The organism is Pseudomonas fluorescens, assembly GCF_040448305.1.
GTDB classification, from domain to species: Bacteria; Pseudomonadota; Gammaproteobacteria; order Pseudomonadales; family Pseudomonadaceae; genus Aquipseudomonas; species Aquipseudomonas fluorescens_BH.
In genome coordinates, this window is sequence record NZ_CP148752.1 from 2,273,986 (window position 1) to 2,293,705 (window position 19,720).

At 57.6% G+C, this 19,720-nt stretch carries 19 protein-coding genes and 1 tRNA gene; 12 read left to right on the forward strand and 8 right to left on the reverse strand.

All coding sequences use genetic code 11. The features are described 5' to 3' along the window. Position 1: 1 nt before the first annotated feature. Entirely contained in the window at positions 2-973 is a 972-nt protein-coding gene (locus WHX55_RS10380; RefSeq protein ID WP_150759172.1) for an XdhC family protein, read from the forward strand. A gap of 131 nt (positions 974-1,104) precedes the next feature. Here WHX55_RS10380 and WHX55_RS10385 read toward each other — a convergent pair whose 3' ends face one another. Further along, the gene (locus WHX55_RS10385; RefSeq protein WP_150727127.1) at positions 1,105-2,388 is read right to left on the reverse strand and encodes an FAD-binding oxidoreductase; all 1,284 of its coding nucleotides are present in this window, start codon (positions 2,386-2,388) and stop codon (positions 1,105-1,107) included. Between the two features lie 184 nt (positions 2,389-2,572). Here WHX55_RS10385 and WHX55_RS10390 point away from each other — a divergent pair. Further along, positions 2,573-2,649 (forward strand) — tRNA-Val (locus WHX55_RS10390). A gap of 489 nt (positions 2,650-3,138) precedes the next feature. Continuing rightward, positions 3,139-4,560, forward strand: a complete 1,422-nt coding sequence (gene ltrA / locus WHX55_RS10395) for a group II intron reverse transcriptase/maturase (protein ID WP_353740848.1) — start codon at positions 3,139-3,141, stop codon at positions 4,558-4,560. A gap of 105 nt (positions 4,561-4,665) precedes the next feature. Here the strand turns inward: ltrA and WHX55_RS10400 are convergent, their stop codons facing one another. Beyond that, on the reverse strand, positions 4,666-4,797 hold the full coding sequence (locus WHX55_RS10400) for a hypothetical protein (RefSeq protein ID WP_257605448.1): 132 nt from the start codon (positions 4,795-4,797) through the stop codon (positions 4,666-4,668). Positions 4,798-6,363: 1,566 nt separating this feature from the next. Between WHX55_RS10400 and WHX55_RS10405 the strand changes: the two genes are divergently transcribed. After that, on the forward strand, positions 6,364-7,020 hold the full coding sequence (locus WHX55_RS10405; RefSeq protein ID WP_151213192.1) for a serine protease: 657 nt from the start codon (positions 6,364-6,366) through the stop codon (positions 7,018-7,020). A gap of 282 nt (positions 7,021-7,302) precedes the next feature. On the opposite strand, the gene WHX55_RS10410 is transcribed toward WHX55_RS10405, so the two are convergent. Continuing rightward, on the reverse strand, positions 7,303-8,727 hold the full coding sequence (locus tag WHX55_RS10410; protein ID WP_150758610.1) for a DUF1254 domain-containing protein: 1,425 nt from the start codon (positions 8,725-8,727) through the stop codon (positions 7,303-7,305). Between the two features lie 389 nt (positions 8,728-9,116). On the opposite strand from WHX55_RS10410, the gene WHX55_RS10415 reads away from it, so the two are divergent. Next, entirely contained in the window at positions 9,117-9,311 is a 195-nt protein-coding gene (locus WHX55_RS10415) for a hypothetical protein (protein WP_150727129.1), read from the forward strand. Between the two features lie 75 nt (positions 9,312-9,386). Here WHX55_RS10415 and WHX55_RS10420 read toward each other — a convergent pair whose 3' ends face one another. Next, positions 9,387-10,139: a carbonic anhydrase gene (locus tag WHX55_RS10420; protein WP_150752681.1), complete on the reverse strand. Its 753-nt coding sequence runs from the start codon at positions 10,137-10,139 to the stop codon at positions 9,387-9,389. A 203-nt stretch (positions 10,140-10,342) separates the two neighbouring features. Between WHX55_RS10420 and WHX55_RS10425 the strand changes: the two genes are divergently transcribed. After that, positions 10,343-10,798, forward strand: a complete 456-nt coding sequence (locus WHX55_RS10425; RefSeq protein ID WP_150752680.1) for a DUF2214 family protein — start codon at positions 10,343-10,345, stop codon at positions 10,796-10,798. Between the two features lie 186 nt (positions 10,799-10,984). On the opposite strand, the gene csrA is transcribed toward WHX55_RS10425, so the two are convergent. Further along, positions 10,985-11,176: a carbon storage regulator CsrA gene (csrA, locus tag WHX55_RS10430; protein ID WP_053161267.1), complete on the reverse strand. Its 192-nt coding sequence runs from the start codon at positions 11,174-11,176 to the stop codon at positions 10,985-10,987. Between the two features lie 250 nt (positions 11,177-11,426). On the opposite strand from csrA, the gene WHX55_RS10435 reads away from it, so the two are divergent. Next, positions 11,427-11,792 carry an SPOR domain-containing protein gene (locus WHX55_RS10435; RefSeq protein ID WP_150727132.1) on the forward strand — a complete coding sequence of 122 codons (366 nt, stop codon included), beginning with the start codon at positions 11,427-11,429 and terminating at the stop codon, positions 11,790-11,792. 84 nt (positions 11,793-11,876) lie between these two features. Here the strand turns inward: WHX55_RS10435 and WHX55_RS10440 are convergent, their stop codons facing one another. The 3 genes from WHX55_RS10440 to WHX55_RS10450 form a co-directional block, all read right to left on the reverse strand. Then, positions 11,877-12,566, reverse strand: a complete 690-nt coding sequence (locus WHX55_RS10440; protein ID WP_150752679.1) for an endonuclease I family protein — start codon at positions 12,564-12,566, stop codon at positions 11,877-11,879. 4 nt (positions 12,567-12,570) lie between these two features. Then, the gene (locus tag WHX55_RS10445) at positions 12,571-12,840 is read right to left on the reverse strand and encodes a DUF1654 domain-containing protein (protein ID WP_150727134.1); all 270 of its coding nucleotides are present in this window, start codon (positions 12,838-12,840) and stop codon (positions 12,571-12,573) included. Positions 12,841-13,022: 182 nt separating this feature from the next. Then, complete coding sequence (locus WHX55_RS10450) at positions 13,023-14,111, reverse strand: asparaginase (RefSeq protein WP_353742534.1); 1,089 nt, start codon at positions 14,109-14,111, stop codon at positions 13,023-13,025. 353 nt (positions 14,112-14,464) lie between these two features. Here WHX55_RS10450 and WHX55_RS10455 point away from each other — a divergent pair, with 353 nt between their 5' ends. The 5 genes from WHX55_RS10455 (at position 14,465) to WHX55_RS10475 (ending at position 19,681) form a co-directional block, all read left to right on the forward strand. After that, positions 14,465-14,926 (forward strand): hypothetical protein, encoded by a 462-nt coding sequence (locus WHX55_RS10455; RefSeq protein ID WP_353742535.1) that lies wholly within the window; start codon positions 14,465-14,467, stop codon positions 14,924-14,926. 192 nt (positions 14,927-15,118) lie between these two features. Beyond that, positions 15,119-16,075 carry a sugar ABC transporter substrate-binding protein gene (locus tag WHX55_RS10460; RefSeq protein WP_353742536.1) on the forward strand — a complete coding sequence of 319 codons (957 nt, stop codon included), beginning with the start codon at positions 15,119-15,121 and terminating at the stop codon, positions 16,073-16,075. Positions 16,076-16,130: 55 nt separating this feature from the next. After that, on the forward strand, positions 16,131-17,684 hold the full coding sequence (locus tag WHX55_RS10465) for a sugar ABC transporter ATP-binding protein (protein ID WP_353742537.1): 1,554 nt from the start codon (positions 16,131-16,133) through the stop codon (positions 17,682-17,684). After that, positions 17,681-18,658, forward strand: a complete 978-nt coding sequence (locus WHX55_RS10470; RefSeq protein ID WP_150752675.1) for an ABC transporter permease — start codon at positions 17,681-17,683, stop codon at positions 18,656-18,658. Before WHX55_RS10465 ends, WHX55_RS10470 begins: the two co-directional genes overlap by 4 nt. Before the next feature lie 3 nt (positions 18,659-18,661). Further along, positions 18,662-19,681, forward strand: coding sequence for a LacI family DNA-binding transcriptional regulator (locus tag WHX55_RS10475; RefSeq protein WP_150727139.1), 1,020 nt, complete (start codon positions 18,662-18,664; stop codon positions 19,679-19,681). The last annotated feature ends 39 nt before the right edge of the window (positions 19,682-19,720 follow it).

Sequence of the window (19,720 nt, forward strand, 5' to 3'; positions counted from 1 at the left end):
TATGCAGCATCTGGATCTGCAAGTGATACGCCGGGCGCTGGAGTGGTCGGCGGCCGGTCAGCGCATCTGGTTGTGTACGGTGCTGGCCACTTATGGTTCGGCACCGCGCGCACCGGGTTCGCTGCTGGCGGTGAACACGCAGGGGCACTGGATTGGCTCGTTGTCCGGTGGCTGTGTCGAGGAAGACTTTCTCGAGCGAGTCGCCGAGGGCGCGTTTCTGGAGCCGGTCAGCGTTGTTCGTTACGGCGAAGGCGACGATCCACGCTCGCGCGTCAGCCTGCCCTGTGGCGGGGTGCTGGATGTGCTGGTCGAGAAGCTTGACGCCGATTGCGAGGTGCAAGCGCATCTGCGGGAGCTTGAGTCGGCGTTGCTGGGCCGGCGTCGGTTGATCCGCGAGGTTGATTTGCTCAGCGGTGCGCGCAGCCTGTTCGATGATCGTGAACAGGGTGTGCGAATCGAACGTGAAATCGACCGGGTGCGCGTGCGCGTCGGCGCGGCCCAGCGCTTGCTGCTGGCGGGGTATTCCAGTGTCGCCCAGGCCTGTGCGGAGTTTGCCGTGGGGCTTGGGTTCGAGGTGATTCTGTGTGACCCGCGGGACGAAGTGCTGGAAGGCGTCGTGCTGGAAAACGTGGAGATTCGGCGCCAACTGCCGTCGGTGTTCATCGCCGATGGCGGCTGTCACAGCGACACGGCGGTGGTGGCGTTGACCCACGATCCACGCATCGATGACCTGGCGATGATGGAGGCAGTGCGCACCGAAGCGTTTTACATCGGTGTGATGGGCTCCATGCAGACCTCGCAAAAGCGCTTCGAGCGCTTGCGGCGTATTGGTGGACTGGGGGATGTCGAGTTGGGGCGGATTCATGCGCCCATTGGGCTGAACCTGGGCAGCAAGACGCCGGCAGAGATTGCTTTGGCGGTGCTGGCCGATATCTTGCGGATTCGAAGCGGTATCCCACGAGATCGTCTCTAACCCAAAACCCCTGTGGGAGCGAGCCTGCTCGCGATGAGGTCGTAGCATCCAACATATTCGTTGGCTGCTAGACCGATATCGTCGGATCGCCGCCCGGAGCCGGCTCGCTCCTACAATGTATTGCGTGCCGCTTAGTACCCGAACCTGTCGCGCAATCCGTAGTACCAGGCGCCCAGCGCCGCGAACGGGGTACGCAGCATTTGTCCGCCCGGGAACGGGTAGTGAGGCAGCTCGGCAAACGCATCAAAACGTTCTGCCTGGCCGCGTAATGCTTCGGCCAGCACCTTGCCCGCCAAATGCGTGTAGGTCACCCCATGGCCGCTACAACCCTGGGAATAGTAGATGTTGTCGCCCAGCCGTCCGACCTGGGGCAGACGCGACAACGTCAGCAGGAAGTTGCCCGTCCACGCGTAATCGATCTTCACGTCCTTGAGTTGCGGGAATGCCTTGAGCATCTTCGGCCGGATGATCGCTTCGATATTCGCCGGATCCCGCGCGCCATACACCACGCCACCACCGAAAATCAGGCGCTTGTCGCCGCTGAGGCGGTAGTAGTCGAGCAAGTAATTGCAGTCTTCGACACAGTAATCCTGGGGCAGCAGGGTCTTCGCCAGTTCTTCGCCCAATGGCTCGGTGGTAATCACCTGTGTACCGCAAGGCATCGACTTGGCGGCCAGTTCCGGCACCAGGTTGCCCAGATAAGCGTTGCCGGCGACGATGATGAATTTGGCCCGGACCTTGCCCTGCGGCGTGTGCACCACCGGATTCGCGCCGCGCACGATGCGCACAGCGGGCGACTGCTCGTAAATCGTGCCACCCAGGGACTCGACCGCCGCCGCTTCACCCAGCGCCAGGTTAAGCGGATGGATGTGGCCGCCACTCATGTCGAGCATCCCGCCGACGTACTGATCACAAGCCACTACTTCGCGAATGCGGCGTTGATCCATCAGCTCAAGCTGGGTATGTCCGAAACGCTCCCACAGGCGCTTCTGGGATTCGAGATGCCCCATCTGCTTGGCGGTCATCGCGGCGAACACGCCACCGTCCTTCAAGTCACACTGAATGTTGTACCTGGCGACTCGCTCACGAATGATTCGCCCACCCTCGAACGCCATCTGCCCCAGCAACTGGGCCTGCTTGGGACCGACCGTGCGCTCGATGACATCGATATCGCGGCTATAGCTGTTAACGATCTGGCCGCCATTACGCCCGGACGCCCCGAAACCCACCCTGGCGGCTTCGAGCACCGTGACCTTGAAGCCGTTCTCCAGCAGAAACAGGGCAGAGGACAGCCCCGTATAACCGGCGCCAATTACACAGACATCGGTCTCCACGTCATCCTGCAACGCCGGGCGCGGTGGAACCGCATTGGCCGATGCGGCGTAGTAGGACTCGGGGTAGGGAGTGTTAGCCATCCGGCAGCCTCTGTTTAATATATTTTACGAGTGCATCGATCCTACCCGAGTTGAAAATCGCCCGCCAGCCACCCGGAAAATCTTCTTTGCACGCGCAAAATTAAATATTTTGCATATTCATAGGGTTAGCTCGAAAAAAGGTGTTGACACCCCTCCGGAATTCCGTAGAATGCCGCCTCACAGCAGGCACGTAGCTCAGTTGGTTAGAGCACCACCTTGACATGGTGGGGGTCGTTGGTTCGAGTCCAATCGCGCCTACCAAACAAAATCCGCTCTGCTGGGCGGTCTAGAAGGGCTCACCGAAAGGTGGGCCCTTTTTTGTTGGTGCGCCAGGCATGGCGCGTTGCGCGAAGCGCAACCAGCTTGGCTGTGGTGGCCACGCTGGTGACTTGGAGGTGAAAGTCCTCTACACACCCGGCAAGGGGAAGTGTTAGCCAGAGGCAAGGGTGTCGCGGGCGACTGCGAATCTGAAGGAAGCCCGAGGCAAAATGCTGGCCTGACGAACAGGAAGCGGATAGAGGCGGCGCAGCGGGGTAAGAAGGCCAATATCTTCAAAGCCCAATACTTGCACGGAACGCTGTGACGTAGATCCGACAGGCATAAGCAGGAAGGTCGCGCGAATTACCCTGGGAGATCTGTGGGTTTGCCACTGTGCTACCGAGCGTCGAGAGGCGACGGGATGAGCCCACAGAAGTCAGCTGAGGCCGTAGTAAGTGGCGGATTACCGCGTCACCAAGGGCCGAACAGGTTATGCCGCCAGTAGGCGTCAGAGTCTCGTCGAATGTTGAAACGCAGAATATTCTCCAAGAGAAAACTGTTACCCCAGGTCCTGGACGGTATCCGAGGATGAAGGCTGACAGGGCGCAAACATCGACGGCGTCTGTGGCGTGGACGAACGCGGAGCCGGACACGCTGATGGTGCGGGTGCTTGCACCCGCCAACCTCAAGCGTGCGTATCAACGCGTGGTCAGCAACAAGGGCGCACCGGGTGCCGATGGCATGACGGTCGACCAGCTGGCGGGCTACGTGAAACAGTATTGGCCGATCCTCAAGACTCGGCTGCTGGCCGGCGAATACCACCCGCAAGGTGTACGCGCCGTCGATATCCCCAAACCCAAAGGCGGCACAAGACAGCTGGGTATCCCCAGCGTCGTGGATCGCCTGATCCAGCAGGCGCTGCTGCAACAGCTCACGCCAATCTTCGATCCGCTGTTTTCGGACTACAGCTACGGCTTTCGTCCGGGCAGAAGCACTCATCAAGCCATCGAAACCGCCCGCGCCCATGTGGCGGCGGGCCACCGCTGGTGCGTGGAACTCGATCTGGAGAAGTTCTTTGATCGGGTCAACCACGATGTATTGATGGTCTACATCGAGCGTCAAATCGAAGATAAACGTGTGCTTATGCTGATCCGTCGTTATCTCGAAGCGGGAATGATGTCGGGCGGGATCGCCAGCCGACGGCAGGAAGGGACGCCGCAAGGCGGCCCGCTCTCACCGTTGTTGTCGAACATCCTGCTCAATGAACTCGACCGCGAACTGGAACGGCGGGGCCATCGTTTTGTACGCTATGCCGACGACGCCAACATTTATGTGCGCAGTCGTCGTGCTGGCGAGCGAGTGCTGGTCAGGGTTGAGCGCTTCCTGAATCAACGCCTGAAACTGACGTTGAATCAAGAAAAGAGCCGAGTAGCACGGCCGTGGGCGTGTGATTACTTGGGTTACGGGATGAGCCTGCATAAACAGCCGAGGCTGAAAGTAGCTACGATGAGCCTGAATCGCTTGCGCGATCGGCTCAGAGAACTGCTGCGCGGAGCGCGGGGCCACAAGATGGCAAGCGTCATTGAACGGATTAACCCGGTGTTACGTGGTTGGGCGGGTTACTTCAAGCTCAGCCAGAGCAACCGCCCCCTTGAGGAGTTGGATGGCTGGATGCGCCGTAAACTTCGCTGTGTCATTTGGCGTCAATGGAAGCAGCGCCCAACGAGGGCGCGCAACCTGATACGTCTGGGGATCAGCGAAACACGCGCCTGCAAATCAGCGTTCAACGGGCGCGGGCCATGGTGGAATTCGGGAGCGTCACATATGAATCACGCGCTGCCGAAGAAGCTGTGGGACAGCCTGGGGCTGGTCCCAATACTGGATACGATAAAACGGCTTAACCGCATAACCTGAACCGCCGTATACGGACCCGTACGTACGGTGGTGTGAGAGGACGGCGGCTGTGAAGCCGCCTCCTACTCGATTCTGCGATTTGCAAAACTTTTGCAAAAGCCCCACTCAAAACGCCAGGTGCCATTGCTCGATCCAGCGGATGTACCCATCAACGTCCAGGCTGCCGTCTTTTTTCCAGATCGAAAACGCACTGTTGTCGAAGACGAACGACTGGCAGGCAGCAGCGACAATGCCCATGTCGTTTTGGCACGTGAACGACACCGGCGCATGCCGCCCGGCAAGGAAGCGAGCCCCGTCCTGCCGGGTTTCGCCGATTGGTGTGTCGATAAGTATTCACACGCAGTCTTCGTCCGCCAATCAACTGCAGGCTCAATGTTAATTTTGTTCAGGATTGTGTTCGGGACACTTGGCGCTGCGCTGGGTAAAGTCATGACCGCTCGCCCGGCCTGGTGTGTTTCAGATGGATTACTGAATGGCCAGCAACTGGTCAGGGTGGGCACCCATTCAGGCAAGATGCAGGCGACAAGCCAGTTAGTTCTGCTTCTGCATAACACCGACGCTGTTAAAGTCCCCGGTGATCCTGGTGACCCAGGCATCTGGTTCGGCTGTAGGCCCTGCCGCGCGAGTGAGGCCTCGCCACACTCCAATCATGTTGCGAGAGCCCGTAACATGTAACCATGTCGGCTCCCTGGTCAGCGAAAAACTGGTTAAGACTTTAGATCAAACACGATCCCGCATTAGTTTCTAGCGAGCCGCCATCCGCAGTAATCTGACCGCTTGCACTTGTCCAACTCATGTCTCCCTGAAAGCAATGTAGAATAGTGCAATAAGTGGGCGCTCTTTTGTATGTTCCTTCGAGAACTTCACTGAAATAGTTCCGGCCTTCATTTCGCATGCCAGTGGACATTATGCGGCCCACGGTTTATCCAGCCGTCTCCGTTATTGTCGCGTGCAACCGAAGCATTGTTAGATGTGTTAGTTGCGCAGTCGGTTTAACGGTCACCACGAGTGCCCCATCCGATTACGGCGTGATCTATTGCAACTGGCAGGCCGGTGCGGGTAAAGGTCGAGAAGTTTTCAGATGTCACAAAGTCTACGTTTGATCCCGCTTGCCATAGGAGGATAGATACCAGGGGGGGACTCGTCTTGGATAATTACTCCCCTTGGAATCACCAGGGTGCTTGCTACGCACGTTCAAGCCCAAAGTAGCACGGTTCCGCCAGATGGGCCGAGAGCAGCAACTGCTTGTGCCACGAGGTACGAAAGGAATAAGAGAAGTTTCCTGGTCGGGATCAATCAGGCCTTTTACATGTGGAATAATTTCAGTCAGCTGAGTTGATTTACTATCAGTTATATTAACCTCAAGTTATGTCGACCCCAAGACAAGGTTTTTTCAAGCTTTCTAAGTTGGATGAGTCGTGTCCAACTTGGCTAAATATAAAGCCAGTTGCGGCGCTACTGCGGTGCAGGACGATCGGACTACCATCAGGCTTCTTGTCGCTCTTGTGGGTGGCAGGCATAGCGATTGATTCAGGCAGGCACCACTAATGAAGGAGTCTATAGAAACTCTTGTTTTTTTTCCTCGTTTTTAACATTTTTCAGGCGCCAAATATTTGAACTTTGGAGTTGATCGAAAAGCGATTGGCCTTAGCACGATTTATTCATACGCGTCATTACAAACTCAGCCATAAGTAAGAAAACGTCCAACTAGAACAAGCGGCGAGGAGTACTGCAACCCGACAAAAGCCAAAATACTGACAACAAAAAACAGTCACATTCTCCCAATTAAGTCGGTGATATATCATGATCAAGATCATGACCTACTTTTTAATTGGAGCTGTAACTGCAGGATGCAACGGCATCGTAAAACCCGACTTTTCGGGTCCTGCCAATGATTCATACTTTTCAGTCTATTCGGGGTTTCCCGCACCGTATCTATACATGGCCTCGGCCGTGCAATGGAACGATGACTATGCGGTAACCACCCGCCACACTCCGTTCATCCCCAACGTGAAGTACAGCTGCAGCACAGGCTGCGATCTCGTCTTCATCCAGCACAAGGCCAGCGGCCGCTACCCATCATGGCGCGCACCGCGTGTGGGCGAGAGCATCACAGCCGTTGGGGCGAGTCCTTACCTAATGACCGCTACCGGGAAAGGCAAGGTGTATCAAACGCCGTTCGTCAATGCCGATGAACACAGCGGTGATCTCTATGCCATCCATGATGCCCCGCTGGTCAAGGGCATGTCGGGTGGGCCGGTCCTCACCAGTGACGGCTGTGTTGTCGGCATCAATATCGGTTTCTATTCAACCACTCTGAACGATGTGAGCAATAACTCCGGCGTAAAGGGGGCTGAGAGGATCAGCATTTTCATTCCTTATTCGATCATTCAGCGCGAGTGGGGGATATTGCAGGCAAAACTTAACGATCCACAGGGTGCGAGGTATGTGGTGAAGTAGCTTTCAGCTATCAACCAAATGGCCATCGTGCCTAACAAAAAAATCCGCTCTACCGGGCGGTCTGGAAGGGGTCACCGAAAGGTGGGCCCTTTTTTGTTGAAATGTGAGCAGGGATGGAATCCCTTTAAAGGCGTGCGCTGGTAGTCAATTCTGCAAACAGGGCTACAGGGTCATAATTGACGTATGACCCTGTGTTAAGACCGGATCGAATGCGCTTATTTCGCATCCGACTCCCCGTATCCTTTTGTTGGCCCCTGAGTGGGTGGCGGTACAACAACTTGCTCAATTGACTTTGACGATCTCGGGCGGACTCCACGTCCCTTTGCCGGGAGGCAGGATGGAAGGCGCTTGCGTCTTCGGCCAATACAGCCGCATGACGAGGTAGATCAGATCATTCGGTGCGGGCAGCCAGTTGCTTTCCTTATCCGTGCCCGGTGAATCCTTCTGGATGTACAGCGTCAACGAGCCGTCCGCATTCTTCTTCATCTCGGGCAGCATCGGCGAGTTGATGAGGTAGCGATTGATCGGATTTTTGATCAGCAGTTGCGATTTACCGTCGTACATGGTCACTGACCAGAAGGCGTTGACTGGCGGGAATTGTCCGGCGGGCAGGGTGATGGCGTAGTTGTGCTTGCTGCCGTCAAGCGGCTCGCCATCGGGCAGGGTTTTGGACAGCGGATACGTGGCTTCCTCGGCATCGTTGGCATAGATGCCCGCTTGCGCGACGGCGGCACGCTTGAGCCAGTCGCCGTTGTAGAAGGCGCTGTCGCCGCCGGCACCGACAATGTTCCAGCCATTGATCTTCGTGCCGAGATTCTTGATCCCTTCCTCGACCTGTGCGTGCCCGGCCTGCATGCCCTGAACCACTGCGGCCTTTTGCTCGGCGGACAGGTCCTGGAAGTTGAAGTCCTTGCCAGCGCCAATGCCGATCCGGGCAAGTTTCTCCCGGATCGCCACTTCATCCGGTGAGGCCGGGGCGTACTGCAAGGCAAAGTCGAGATACTTGAAGAAGCCGGTCTTCGCGAGGTCCGTGTTGATCTTCGGGAAGTCGATCGCCGGCGCGGCAGGCGGCGCAGGTTGCTTGAGAAAGGCTGACAGCGGCTGTGCCTTGTAGCCTGACTGGACCTTTATTACGTTCGGCAGGTCAGCCGGGTTGAAGAGCTGGGTGCGAAAGAGCGCAAAGGGGAATTGCGTGCCGGAACGAAAAACCTTCTTGATGCCCGGCGGGGTCGCACCCTTCCAGTCGGGTCCGACTACCATGTAGTCGCCAGCTTCGTTGCCGGTGGCGCGGCTGCCGATATAACCGTAGTTGTAGGTGTTGCCGTCGATGAGCTGAACCGAGTAATACCGCGGTTTCTCTACCGCCGGAACCGATAACACCATTGGCTCGCTGCGCAGGTCCATGAATAACATCGAATAGGGCGTGTCGCTGTTTGGCGATATTACAGCTGTGTCCATGTAGGTCGCGACATGGTGCAGGTTATGAATCTGGTTGAACGGCGCCTTGAACTGTCCGGAGTGTTTGTCTACGGCATAGTCGTACATGATCGCGTAGTTCATCACGATGGGCAGGCCGTAGATGTAGCCTTCCGTGGCGATAGCCTTCATTTCAGCGGGAGTGATATCAGCTGCGTGGGTGAAAGTGGATATGAATGACGCCAGCAATATCACCGTACCGCCAAGGGCTTTCGGTAGTGGGTTTTTCATGAACATGCATCTCCATTCGTCAAGCCGGATAAGTGAGTAGGTACCAAGAATCATTACCGATCTTTGGGGGAAGCTGACTGTGGGGTTATGTCTAGTTCATGGATTTTCAATCCACAAGTCATTGCGTGTTATTTGCTGAGCCTGGCATCCAGTTGGCAGTCACTTCGCTGTGTTTGAAAGATGAGATGCCCGGACAAGTAAAGTAGGACGGTATCTCGAAGCTCCGGCGCTGCAACACGCGATCTGTGCAAGCCACAAGCCACGGATGCGGGCGAATTCCTCGTTGTGTTTTGGCAGGCGACGAATGGCGGACCACTGAGAGTGATGGCCAGGATTCTTGGTCATTCGGGCGTAAACTAGTAGTGCTGCCTCATTGAAAGGAGCCGCCTATGAACGTCGATCAAATCATCAAACCGGCATCTGTGGACAAGGCTGTCTGGGATCAATACTTCTGCGCTGCATTGATTGCCGAAAGCAATTTGACTGCCCCGGTTGTTGGCGGGGCTACTCACGAAGACAGGCAGAACCTGTTGATCGAGAGGGCCAAAACACTCGCCGACAAAATGATGGAAAATCGAAAATAACCAGAGCCCAGCCGTCGCGCTGGGCTCTTCGCATGTGCGGATATGCACCGATGCTGGTGATGTGCGCGTTGTGGGTCAAACGATCAGCTCTACCTTGCCACTTGCCAGACGATAGATACCGCCCACGATCTTCAGCGCGCCTTTGCTCTGCGCATCAGTCAGCAGTGGCGAGGCCTGTTTCAGGCTGTTGACCGAATTTTTGACGTTTTGCGCGGTGGCGTTTTCCATCAGGTTCCCGGGCTGCTTGAGTACTGCCTCGACGGCTGACTTGAGTGCGTCAGTCAGTTTCGGGATATGGCCGGGGAAAATCGTCTGATCCTTGACGGCCTTGATACCGGCCTCGATGGCGCCGCAGCTCTCATGTCCAAGTACGAGAATCAGCGGGGCGCCAAGCACGGCAACCCCGTATTCAAGACTGGCCAAGCCTTCCGGGGTAACGAAGTTGCCGGCGACGCGGATGGAGAAAAGATCGCCTCGTGCGGTGTCAAACGCATATTCCGGAGCGATGCGCGAGTCAGAGCAGCTCAGCACGGCCACGAACGGATTCTGACCGGACACCAGGGCCTCTCGCTCCGCCTTGAAGTCATGCGTCTTGGAAGTACCGCTTACATATCGTTCATTGCCCTCCATCAGTCTTTTCAACGCCATATCGGGACTGATTACGTTTTGAGGTTTGGGTGGGGCTGACGTTTTTTCGGCTGCCTGGAGGATCTTGCCGGGCAGTGTGCCGGTCAGCAGCAGGGCGCCTGCGCTCAATCCGGCAAATTGTAGAAAACGACGACGGCCTGTTGTGTTTGAAGCAGAGCTTGAATCACATGATTCACACATGATTTTGTTTACTCAGTCCAATGCGGTGAGAGTGAGTTGCTGTCGGGGCCGGTACTGCCACGGACGCTCAATGCCAGCGCAGTGGAGTCTAGTTGGTCTGTCATTTTTTGTTCCGGACATTGTCCACAGGTGCCGTGCAAGCAGCCATTTCATGGGCTACTACTGACAGGCTCATACAACTTCGACCTGGCAGGAGTTTCTCGATGCTGACTCACTGGTTTCTGGCGGCGGTTCATCTTCTGGCATTGGCCCTGGGATTTTGGGCGGTGTTGGTTCGAGGCACGGCTTTTCGGCGTTTGGCCGACGGGGCGGCAGAAGTGCGCAGTGTTCTGATGGCGGACAATATCTGGGGTATTTCAGCTGTCGTTTTACTGATCAGTGGGGGGATGCGAGCCTTTGGCGGGTACGAGAAAGGCACGGACTATTACCTGCATCAGCCGCTGTTTCATCTGAAGATGACGCTGTTTGTCCTGATCTTGCTGCTGGAAATTGCACCCATGGTGACGCTGATCAAATGGCGGATAGCGCTGAGCCGTAAAGTGGCGATCGATACCGGCCGGGCGAAGCTGTTTGCACGGATCAGTCATATCGAGGCGTTGCTGGTGCTGCTGATGGTGGTGGCGGCGACTGGCATGGCACGTGGCGTGATGCTTGGTTAACCACGCAGCGAACGCGTCCTTCCCTGGGGTAAACCAGAAACGTCTGACAGCAAAAGAGTGGAGCTTGCCGCTAGTATCGGCCCCTGAGGTTTGAGTGGGAGCGCAGGCGGAGGGCGATGGGGGTGATGAATCTTTAGCCAGCCGTGGTTCCGGGCTGAACGGGCTGGCTACTGACTGCAGCAGAATTCAGGGTTGCGGCTTTTCCGGGGCGGTGAGGCCGGCCTGAATGCGCTGATAAATTTCTTCACGATGCACTGCAACGTCCTTCGGGGCGTTGATGCCGATCCTGACTTGCTGGCCGCTTACGCCCAGGATGGTGATCGTAATGTCATCACCAATGTTTATGCTTTCACCGACTTTGCGGGTGAGTATCAGCATGGTCTTCTCCTTGATTGCTTTGTGGGGCACCTGATTCGGACAGTGCAGAGGTCGGTGGTATGTATAGATTAGTGCGAAGTCTCACGGTTTGGGTGCCTCTTTCTGACGCGCAGACGCGGCATTAATTCCCAAGGCGTAACTATACAGAGGCCGCAACCATCAATCTCGTTGTTTTGAGCCCATTTTACGGCACTCGCGAAGTATTCATGGATGTTAAAATCTCCGCTTTATGCATTTGGAGGGAAGCGTCGTGCGCAAAATGGTTTTGGTAATCGCGATATTGGCACTGGCGGGATGTGGTGAGGGCAGCAGTGTGGATGCGCCGAAGCCTAAGCCGGCCATGGCTGCCGTACCCGCGCCAGTGTCCGGCCCGCAATGGGATCTTGAAGTGCGAGGTGAAACCCCTCAAGCGGTCAGCGATCTGAGTGGCTGGCTGATCGAGCACAGCTTCATGTCCAGCGTCGTCAAGGAGAATGGAAATACCCGAGTCCTGATGGGGCCGTTCAATTCGAAAGCCGAAGCCGAAGCCAAGCAGGATGAAGTCCGCGCGGCGCTCACTCGCGCGAAGAAGCAGAACATCGAATTGCTGGTGCTTGAGCGTCCGGTCGCTCAATAACGTTCTGTAGCGCAGGCGTTGAAGAAACAAAAAAGGCCTCGGGGTGTTTGGCTCCGAGGCCTTTTTTGTTTCATTGATCTGGATTCAACCGCAGGCCTTCATGTCTACCGGGCCGACGAACTCGTTGCCGCGTCCCATGACGCACCCCACGCTCTGGTTCCGTTGGCGCTCCCAGGCCTGTACCGGATAGGTCTTGTCCCAGGCTTCATACAGTTGCCGATCCTTTTTCGACAGGCGCAAGCCGTATTGCTTGCTCATGTAGAAGTAGGTCCTGGCGATCATGCCGCGAATGGAAGGGCGGGGCATGACTTTCTTTGCCTTGAAGTCGACCTGGGTCAGGCAGGAACCATATTGCCCCGACTGCTCGGGCAGCCAGCCGAAGCTGAAGTTGCTGCGATCGCCATTGACCTCGCCAATGCTGGGCACCAGGTTGTGCAAATCAGCTTCGGCCTTCTGGTAAACCGGGTCGTAGCGGGTGCAGTTCTTGCGGCCGCCCTCTTGCCAGCACTGGCGTTGATGACCAATTTGCCAGGCCGGAACAATATGTTCCCACTCGATGCGGGCTGCGCGTTTGGCATTTTTACGTGGCACATAACCGCAGGCGGCAAGGTTCACCCGGTTGCCGGTGTACTTGCAGCCACAGTAAAACTCGGTGGACTGGGGAGCGTAGAGCTTCCACGCCACCTTTTTCGCTTCAGTGAAGGTGCGCGGAGCGTCGGCTTGCGCGCCCACGACAAAAAACAGGAACAGCAAAGCAAACCAGCGGACACTCATCGACTCAATCTTCCTTCGGCAAGACCCAGAAAATCTGCACGCCGCCATCGTCGCGATAGGCGAGGGTGACGTTGTCGTTCTCGTCGATTTCTTCCAGCAAGCGTTCCCATTCATCCACCGGTTCGTCAGGAAGGCGGAAGATCAGTGCTGCCCTGGCCTTTTGTGCGGTGGGAGAGTTGATGATTTTCTGAACGCGCAGGCCCATGCGTACATAGGTGTCAGGAGAAGAGGAGGTGGTGTCCACGGAATTATCCTTATTAAGCTGTACGTGCATACAGTATTTAACTGTAGGCCATTTCGCAACTGCTTAAAAAACAAGAAAACCCTCTGACAGCGGTTTGTTCCGTTTGGCGTAAGACGAAGGGAGTTTTTTTGTCAGATCCAGCGGCAGCCAATCGCCAAGGCTGGCGAATGGCGCACGGGGTGCCCGACCGGAACCGGTCGGGCGAGGGCGAATCAGTATTCCCAGAACATCCGTTGCAGTTCTTTGCTGTCGTTGGTCTTGGTCAGCGCGACCATTGCCAGGATCCGCGCCTTCTGCGGGTTCAGATCGTGGGCCACGACCCAGTCGTATTTATCGTCAGGCTGTTCGGCGTTGCGCAATACAAAACCGCCAGCGTTGACATGGGAGGAGCGAATGATCTGCACGCCGTCCTTGCGCAGGGCTTGCAGGGACGGGACTACCCGCGAGGAGACCGAGCCATTGCCGGTGCCGGCGTGAATGATGGCTTTGGCGCCCGATTGAGCCAGGGCCTTGTAGGCGGTATCGCTGACGTTGCCGTAGGAATAGGCGATCTCGACGTCAGGCAGGCTCTTGATGGTCTTGATGTCGAACTCGGAATCCATGGTGTGACGCTTGGCTGGCAAGCGGAACCAGTAGGATTTGCCTTCTACTACCATGCCCAGCGGACCCCAGGCGCTTTTAAACGCTTCGGTCTTGATGTTGATCATTTTGCTGACGTCGCGACCCGACTGGATTTCATCGTTCATGGTCACCAGCACACCTTTGCCCCGCGCGTCTTTGCTGCTGGCCACGGCCACCGCGTTGTACAGGTTCAGCATGCCATCGGCGGACATCGCGGTGCCCGGGCGCATGGAGCCCACGACGATGATCGGCTTCTCGGTTTTTTCCACCAGGTTCAGGAAGTATGCGGTTTCTTCCAGGGTGTCGGTGCCGTGGGTGATCACGATGCCATCGACGTCTTTGCTGTCGGCCAGCTCGGCGACACGGCGACCCAGTTGCAGCAAGTTCTCGTTGGTGATGCTTTCGGAGGCGATCTGCATGACCTGTTCGCCGCGAACATTAGCCAGTTGGCTCAGTTCAGGAACGCCAGCAATCAACTGTTCAATGCCGACTTTCGCCGCTTGATAGGTTGCGCTGTTGGCGGCGCTGGCGCCCGCGCCGGCAATGGTGCCACCCGTGGCCAGGATTACTACGTTGGCCAGTTTCTGTTGGGGTTCGGCTTCTTTGGCCTGAAGGGCAGTGGGCAGAAGCAGCAGGAGGGCCAAGGCGCCCGGAACAAAGGTCTTGAGTGCAGATGTCATTATTTTTCTCTTCTAGTTGTGAGACGGTGCAGATGCAAGTTCATCTAGATACGACCCAAGCGAATCTGAACGCCGGGGGTGCGAGAGGAAGAGCAGGATCTGTACCAGTAATACCCTGAATCGAAAAAACACGCTTAACTTAATGATTTGTAACGGTATTGCTGTTTGTGTCCGGAGGCGGTTTCGGGGCTTGGCGTCCGGATTACCGAACATGTTTAACTTTCGCGTTCGGCTCTCCGAAACGGATGGCAGCCATGTTTAAGATTTCAACGCGTCAAATCGTCGTTAACGACTAAAGAAACGCGTACGTCGGTCGATGCTCCTTCAAGGGATCTTTTTCTGCAGGAGTTCACATGTCGTTATCTATTGGCTTCCCAAATGCCGCGGGCATCACCATCGGGGGAAAGTCTGCGACGACCATTCGTGCTTTAGGCGATGCGACAGCTGATGCGGCTGCTCAGGCGCTGGGTACAAAGAAAAGCGACGGCACTCAGGTCAAGACAGGCCCGGTAGGTCTGGGAGAAAGTGCCGGGGCACAGGCCGAATCGCAAACCGGCGATAACACCAGCGTCACGGTGAAGGTCTTGCTCAAGCGTCTGAAGGAGCTGCAGCAGCAATTGCGCGAGCAACAGCAGCAATTGGCGCAAGCCCAGGCGGCGTCCTATCCGACTCCGCAAGCCAAGACCACCGCAGTAGCGGCCATTGAGGGGCAGGTTGCCGACACCAACGGCGCCATCCTGCAAGTGAGCGCGAGCCTGATCAAAGAACTGGCCAAGGGTTCTGGCACGGGATCGGTGGTCAACACCACGGCATGAACTGAATGCCGTTTTTCGCTAAACATCCGTGAAAGCACTTTTCCGGTCGTTGACAAATACCGGCAGGGTTCGCATAGTTTGGTTTACGCAAACGTTTGCGCGACGCCAGTGATGACTTTTCATCGCGCTGGGTCGTGAAGCTTACGCCAGCACAAGCGTTGCTCACAATAATCATAAGATCGGAGTGAACCCATGAAGCTGCCATTCGCTGGACGTCTTCTCGCTGTCGCTATGCTGGCTGCCGCATCCGCTGCATTGCCTGTCTCCTCGGCTTTTGCTGAAACCACTGAAAAGCCGAAAGTCGCACTGGTCATGAAATCCCTGGCCAATGAGTTCTTCCTGACCATGGAAGACGGCGCCAAGGCCTACCAGAAAGATCACTCCGGCGAATTCGAGCTCATCTCCAACGGCATCAAGGATGAAACCGACACCGCGGGCCAGACGCGCATCGTCGAGCAGATGATCCTGGCCAAGGTCAATGCACTGGTGATTGCACCGGCAGACTCCAAGGCCATGGTCCCGGTGATCAAGAAAGCCATCGATGCCGGTATCACCGTGATCAACATCGACAACCAGCTGGACCCCGCCGTCGTCAAAAGCAAAAACATCAATGTTCCGTTCGTAGGCCCGGACAACCGCAAGGGCGCACGGCTGGTGGGTGATTACCTGGCCAAACAGCTGAAGGCCGGTGACGAAGTCGGCATCATCGAAGGTGTGTCCACCACCACCAATGCCCAACAGCGGACCGCAGGTTTCAAGGATGCGATGGCGGCGGCGCAGATCAAGGTCGTGTCCCTGCAATCCGGTGACTGGGAGATCGACAAGGGCAACAAGGTCGCCGCATCGATTCTCAGCGAATACCCGCAAACCAAGGCCCTGTTGGCCGGCAACGACAGCATGGCGGTCGGTGCGGTATCTGCCGTGCGCGCCGCGGGCAAGGCCGGCAAGGTGCAGGTGGTCGGCTACGACAACATCAATGCCATCCAGCCAATGCTCAAGGACGGTCGCGTGCTGGCCACGGCGGACCAGTTCGCGGCCAGACAGGCGGTGTTCGGCATCGAGACTGCATTGAAAATTCTCAAGGGCGAGCAGGTCGACGGCGGCGCCAATGGCGTGATCGAAACGCCGGTAGAGCTGGTCACCAAGTAGCCTTCTGGCGACATAACGGCGCTCGTCCAGCTGGACGAGCGTATGGAGAGTTTTTATGTCAGTTTGCGCTCCGAACGCTGTCCTCTCGGTCAGCGGTATCGGCAAGACCTACGCCCAACCGGTTCTTACCGGCATCGACCTGACGCTCATGCGCGGGGAAGTGCTGGCGTTGACCGGCGAGAACGGTGCAGGCAAAAGCACGCTTTCGAAGATTATTGGCGGGCTGGTCACGCCGACCACCGGCCAGATGCAGTTTCAGGGGCAGGACTATCGTCCGGGCAGCCGGGCTCAGGCTGAAGCGCTGGGTATCCGCATGGTCATGCAGGAACTCAATCTGCTGCCGACCTTGTCGGTGGCGGAAAACCTGTTTCTCGACAACCTGCCCAGCAAAGGTGGCTGGATCAGTCGCAAGCAGTTGCGCAAGGCTGCCATCGAGGCCATGGCGCATGTCGGGCTCGACGCCATTGACCCGGACACCCTCGTCGGCGAACTGGGCATCGGCCACCAGCAAATGGTGGAGATCGCCCGCAACCTGATTGGCGATTGTCATGTGCTGATTCTCGATGAGCCGACCGCGATGCTCACTGCACGCGAAGTCGAAATGCTGTTCGAGCAGATCACTCGCCTGCAGGCTCGCGGCGTATCGATCATCTACATCTCCCATCGCCTCGAAGAACTGGCGCGAGTCGCGCAGCGTATTGCCGTGCTGCGCGATGGCAACCTGGTTTGTGTCGAGCCGATGGCCAACTACAACAGCGAGCAACTGGTCACGCTGATGGTCGGTCGCGAGCTCGGCGAACATATCGATATGGGGGCGCGCAAGATCGGCGCTCCGGTGTTGACGGTAAAGGGCCTGAGCCGTGCCGACAAGGTTCGCGACGTGTCGTTCGAAGTCCGTGCCGGAGAGATTTTCGGCATTTCCGGTTTGATCGGCGCGGGGCGCACCGAATTGCTGCGTCTGATCTTCGGTGCCGATATCGCCGACAGCGGCACGATTGCCCTGGGGGCGCCGGCGCAGGTCATCAATGTGCGCTCGCCAGTGGATGCGGTCGGGCATGGCATCGCGTTGATCACTGAAGATCGCAAGGGCGAAGGCCTTTTGTTGACGCAATCGATCGGCGCCAATATCGCCTTGGGCAACATGCCCGGCATCTCCAGTGCGGGCTTTGTCGACAACGATGGCGAAAACGCCTTGGCCCAGCGTCAGATCGATGCCATGCGCATTCGCAGTTCCGGTCCGGCACAGTTGGTGTCCGAGCTGTCCGGCGGCAATCAGCAGAAAGTCGTCATCGGCCGTTGGCTGGAGCGCGATTGCTCGGTGCTGCTGTTCGACGAACCGACCCGCGGCATCGACGTCGGCGCCAAGTTCGATATCTACAACCTGCTCGGCGAATTGACCCGCCAGGGCAAGGCGCTGGTGGTGGTTTCCAGCGACTTGCGCGAGCTGATGCTGATCTGCGACCGGATCGGCGTGCTGTCGGCGGGGAGGCTGATCGATACATTCGATCGCGACAACTGGACCCAGGATGAGTTGCTCGCCGCTGCTTTCGCCGGCTACCAAAAACGTGATGCGCAGCTCATTGAAGCCGCGCCTAGGGATCTTCCATGAAAACCGCTTCTTTCGCCGGCACACGCAGTGGCAACTTCTACGGCCTTGGCACCTATCTGGGGCTGGCGGGTGCCTTGTTGGCGATGATCGTGCTGTTCTCGGTGCTGAGCAGTCATTTTCTGTCCTACGATACTTTCAGCACCTTGGCCAACCAGATTCCGGACCTGATGGTGCTGGCGGTCGGCATGACCTTTGTGTTGATCATCGGTGGCATCGACCTGTCGGTAGGCTCGGTGCTGGCGCTGGCGGCTTCGACCGTGAGCGTGGCGATTCTTGGCTGGGGCTGGGGCGTGCTGCCGGCGGCGCTGCTGGGTATGGCTGTCGCGGCGCTCGCCGGTACCATCACCGGCTCGATCACGGTGGCGTGGCGGATTCCGTCGTTCATCGTGTCCCTGGGCGTGCTGGAAATGGCTCGCGGGGTGGCGTACCAGATGACCGGTTCGCGTACGGCCTACATCGGCGATGCGTTCGCCTGGTTGTCCAATCCGATCGCCTTCGGCATTTCGCCGTCGTTCATCATCGCGTTGCTGATCATTTTCATTGCCCAGGCCGTGTTGACCCGCACGGTGTTTGGTCGTTACCTGATCGGTATCGGCACCAACGAAGAGGCCGTACGGCTGGCGGGGATCAATCCGAAGCCATACAAAATCCTGGTCTTCAGCCTGATGGGGTTGCTGGCCGGTATTGCCGCGTTGTTCCAGATTTCTCGCCTGGAAGCCGCTGACCCGAATGCCGGCTCCGGTCTTGAGTTGCAGGTGATCGCGGCCGTCGTGATCGGCGGGACCAGCCTGATGGGCGGGCGCGGTTCGGTGATCAGCACGTTTTTTGGCGTCCTGATCATTTCCGTGCTGGCCGCGGGGCTGGCGCAGATCGGGGCAACCGAGCCGACCAAACGCATCATTACCGGCGCGGTGATCGTGGTGGCGGTGGTGCTGGATACTTATCGCAGTCAACGCGCAAGCCGGCGGACCTGAGTCATGGCGACTATCAAAGATGTGGCAGCCCTTGCCGGCATTTCCTACACCACGGTTTCCCATGTGGTGAACAAGACCCGCCCGGTCAGTGAAGAAGTCCGGATCAAGGTCGAGGCGGCAATCCAGACCCTCGACTACGTCCCCAGTGCCGTGGCCCGTTCGCTCAAGGCCAAGACCACGGCGACCATCGGCCTGTTGGTGCCCAATAGCCTCAACCCGTATTTCGCCGAACTGGCCCGGGGGATCGAGGATTACTGCGAGCGAAACGGTTACTGCGTCATCCTGTGCAACTCCGACGACAATCCGGACAAGCAGCGCAGCTACCTGCGTGTGCTGCTGGAAAAACGCATCGACGGCCTGATTGTCGCCTCGGCCGGCGGCGACAGTGGCCTGGTGCAAGGCCTGAAAGGCGTCCGCACTCCGATGGTGATCGTCGACCGCGGACTGGACGGTGTCGATGCGGACCTGGTGCGCATCGACCATGAATACGGCGCGTATCTGGCGACCCGGCACCTGCTGGAGTTGGGCCACCGGGATATCGCCACCATCAGCGGGCCGGAAAACACCAGTGTGGCGCAGATGCGTCTGGCGGGTTATCGCCGGGCCTTGAAGGAGGCGGGCGTCGAAGTCTCTCCCGAGCGCATGCTGGAAAGCGATTTCACCAGCACCGGCGGTTACAGTGCCGCCGCGATTCTGTTGGAAAGCAATCCGCCCAGCGCCATTTTTGCCGCCAACGACATGATCGGCATCGGCGTGCTGCGGGCCGCCGCCGAGCGCAATATTCGCGTACCGAGCGAGTTGTCGGTGATCGGCTTCGACGATATCCAGATGAGTCGGTATGTCTACCCGTCGTTGACCACGGTCGGGCAATCGATCCTGCAACTCGGCGAAATGGCTGCCGAAGTGCTTTTACGGCGAATCGCCACGCCGGGCCTGGCGACCGATCAGCGGATCGTGACGCCGAGTATCGTCATGCGTGAATCTACGGCGCCGCTGGCCGGCGTGTTTGCCCAATTCCGTTGAAACAAAAAGCCGTTGAAAACAGACAGCCGTTGAAAACAG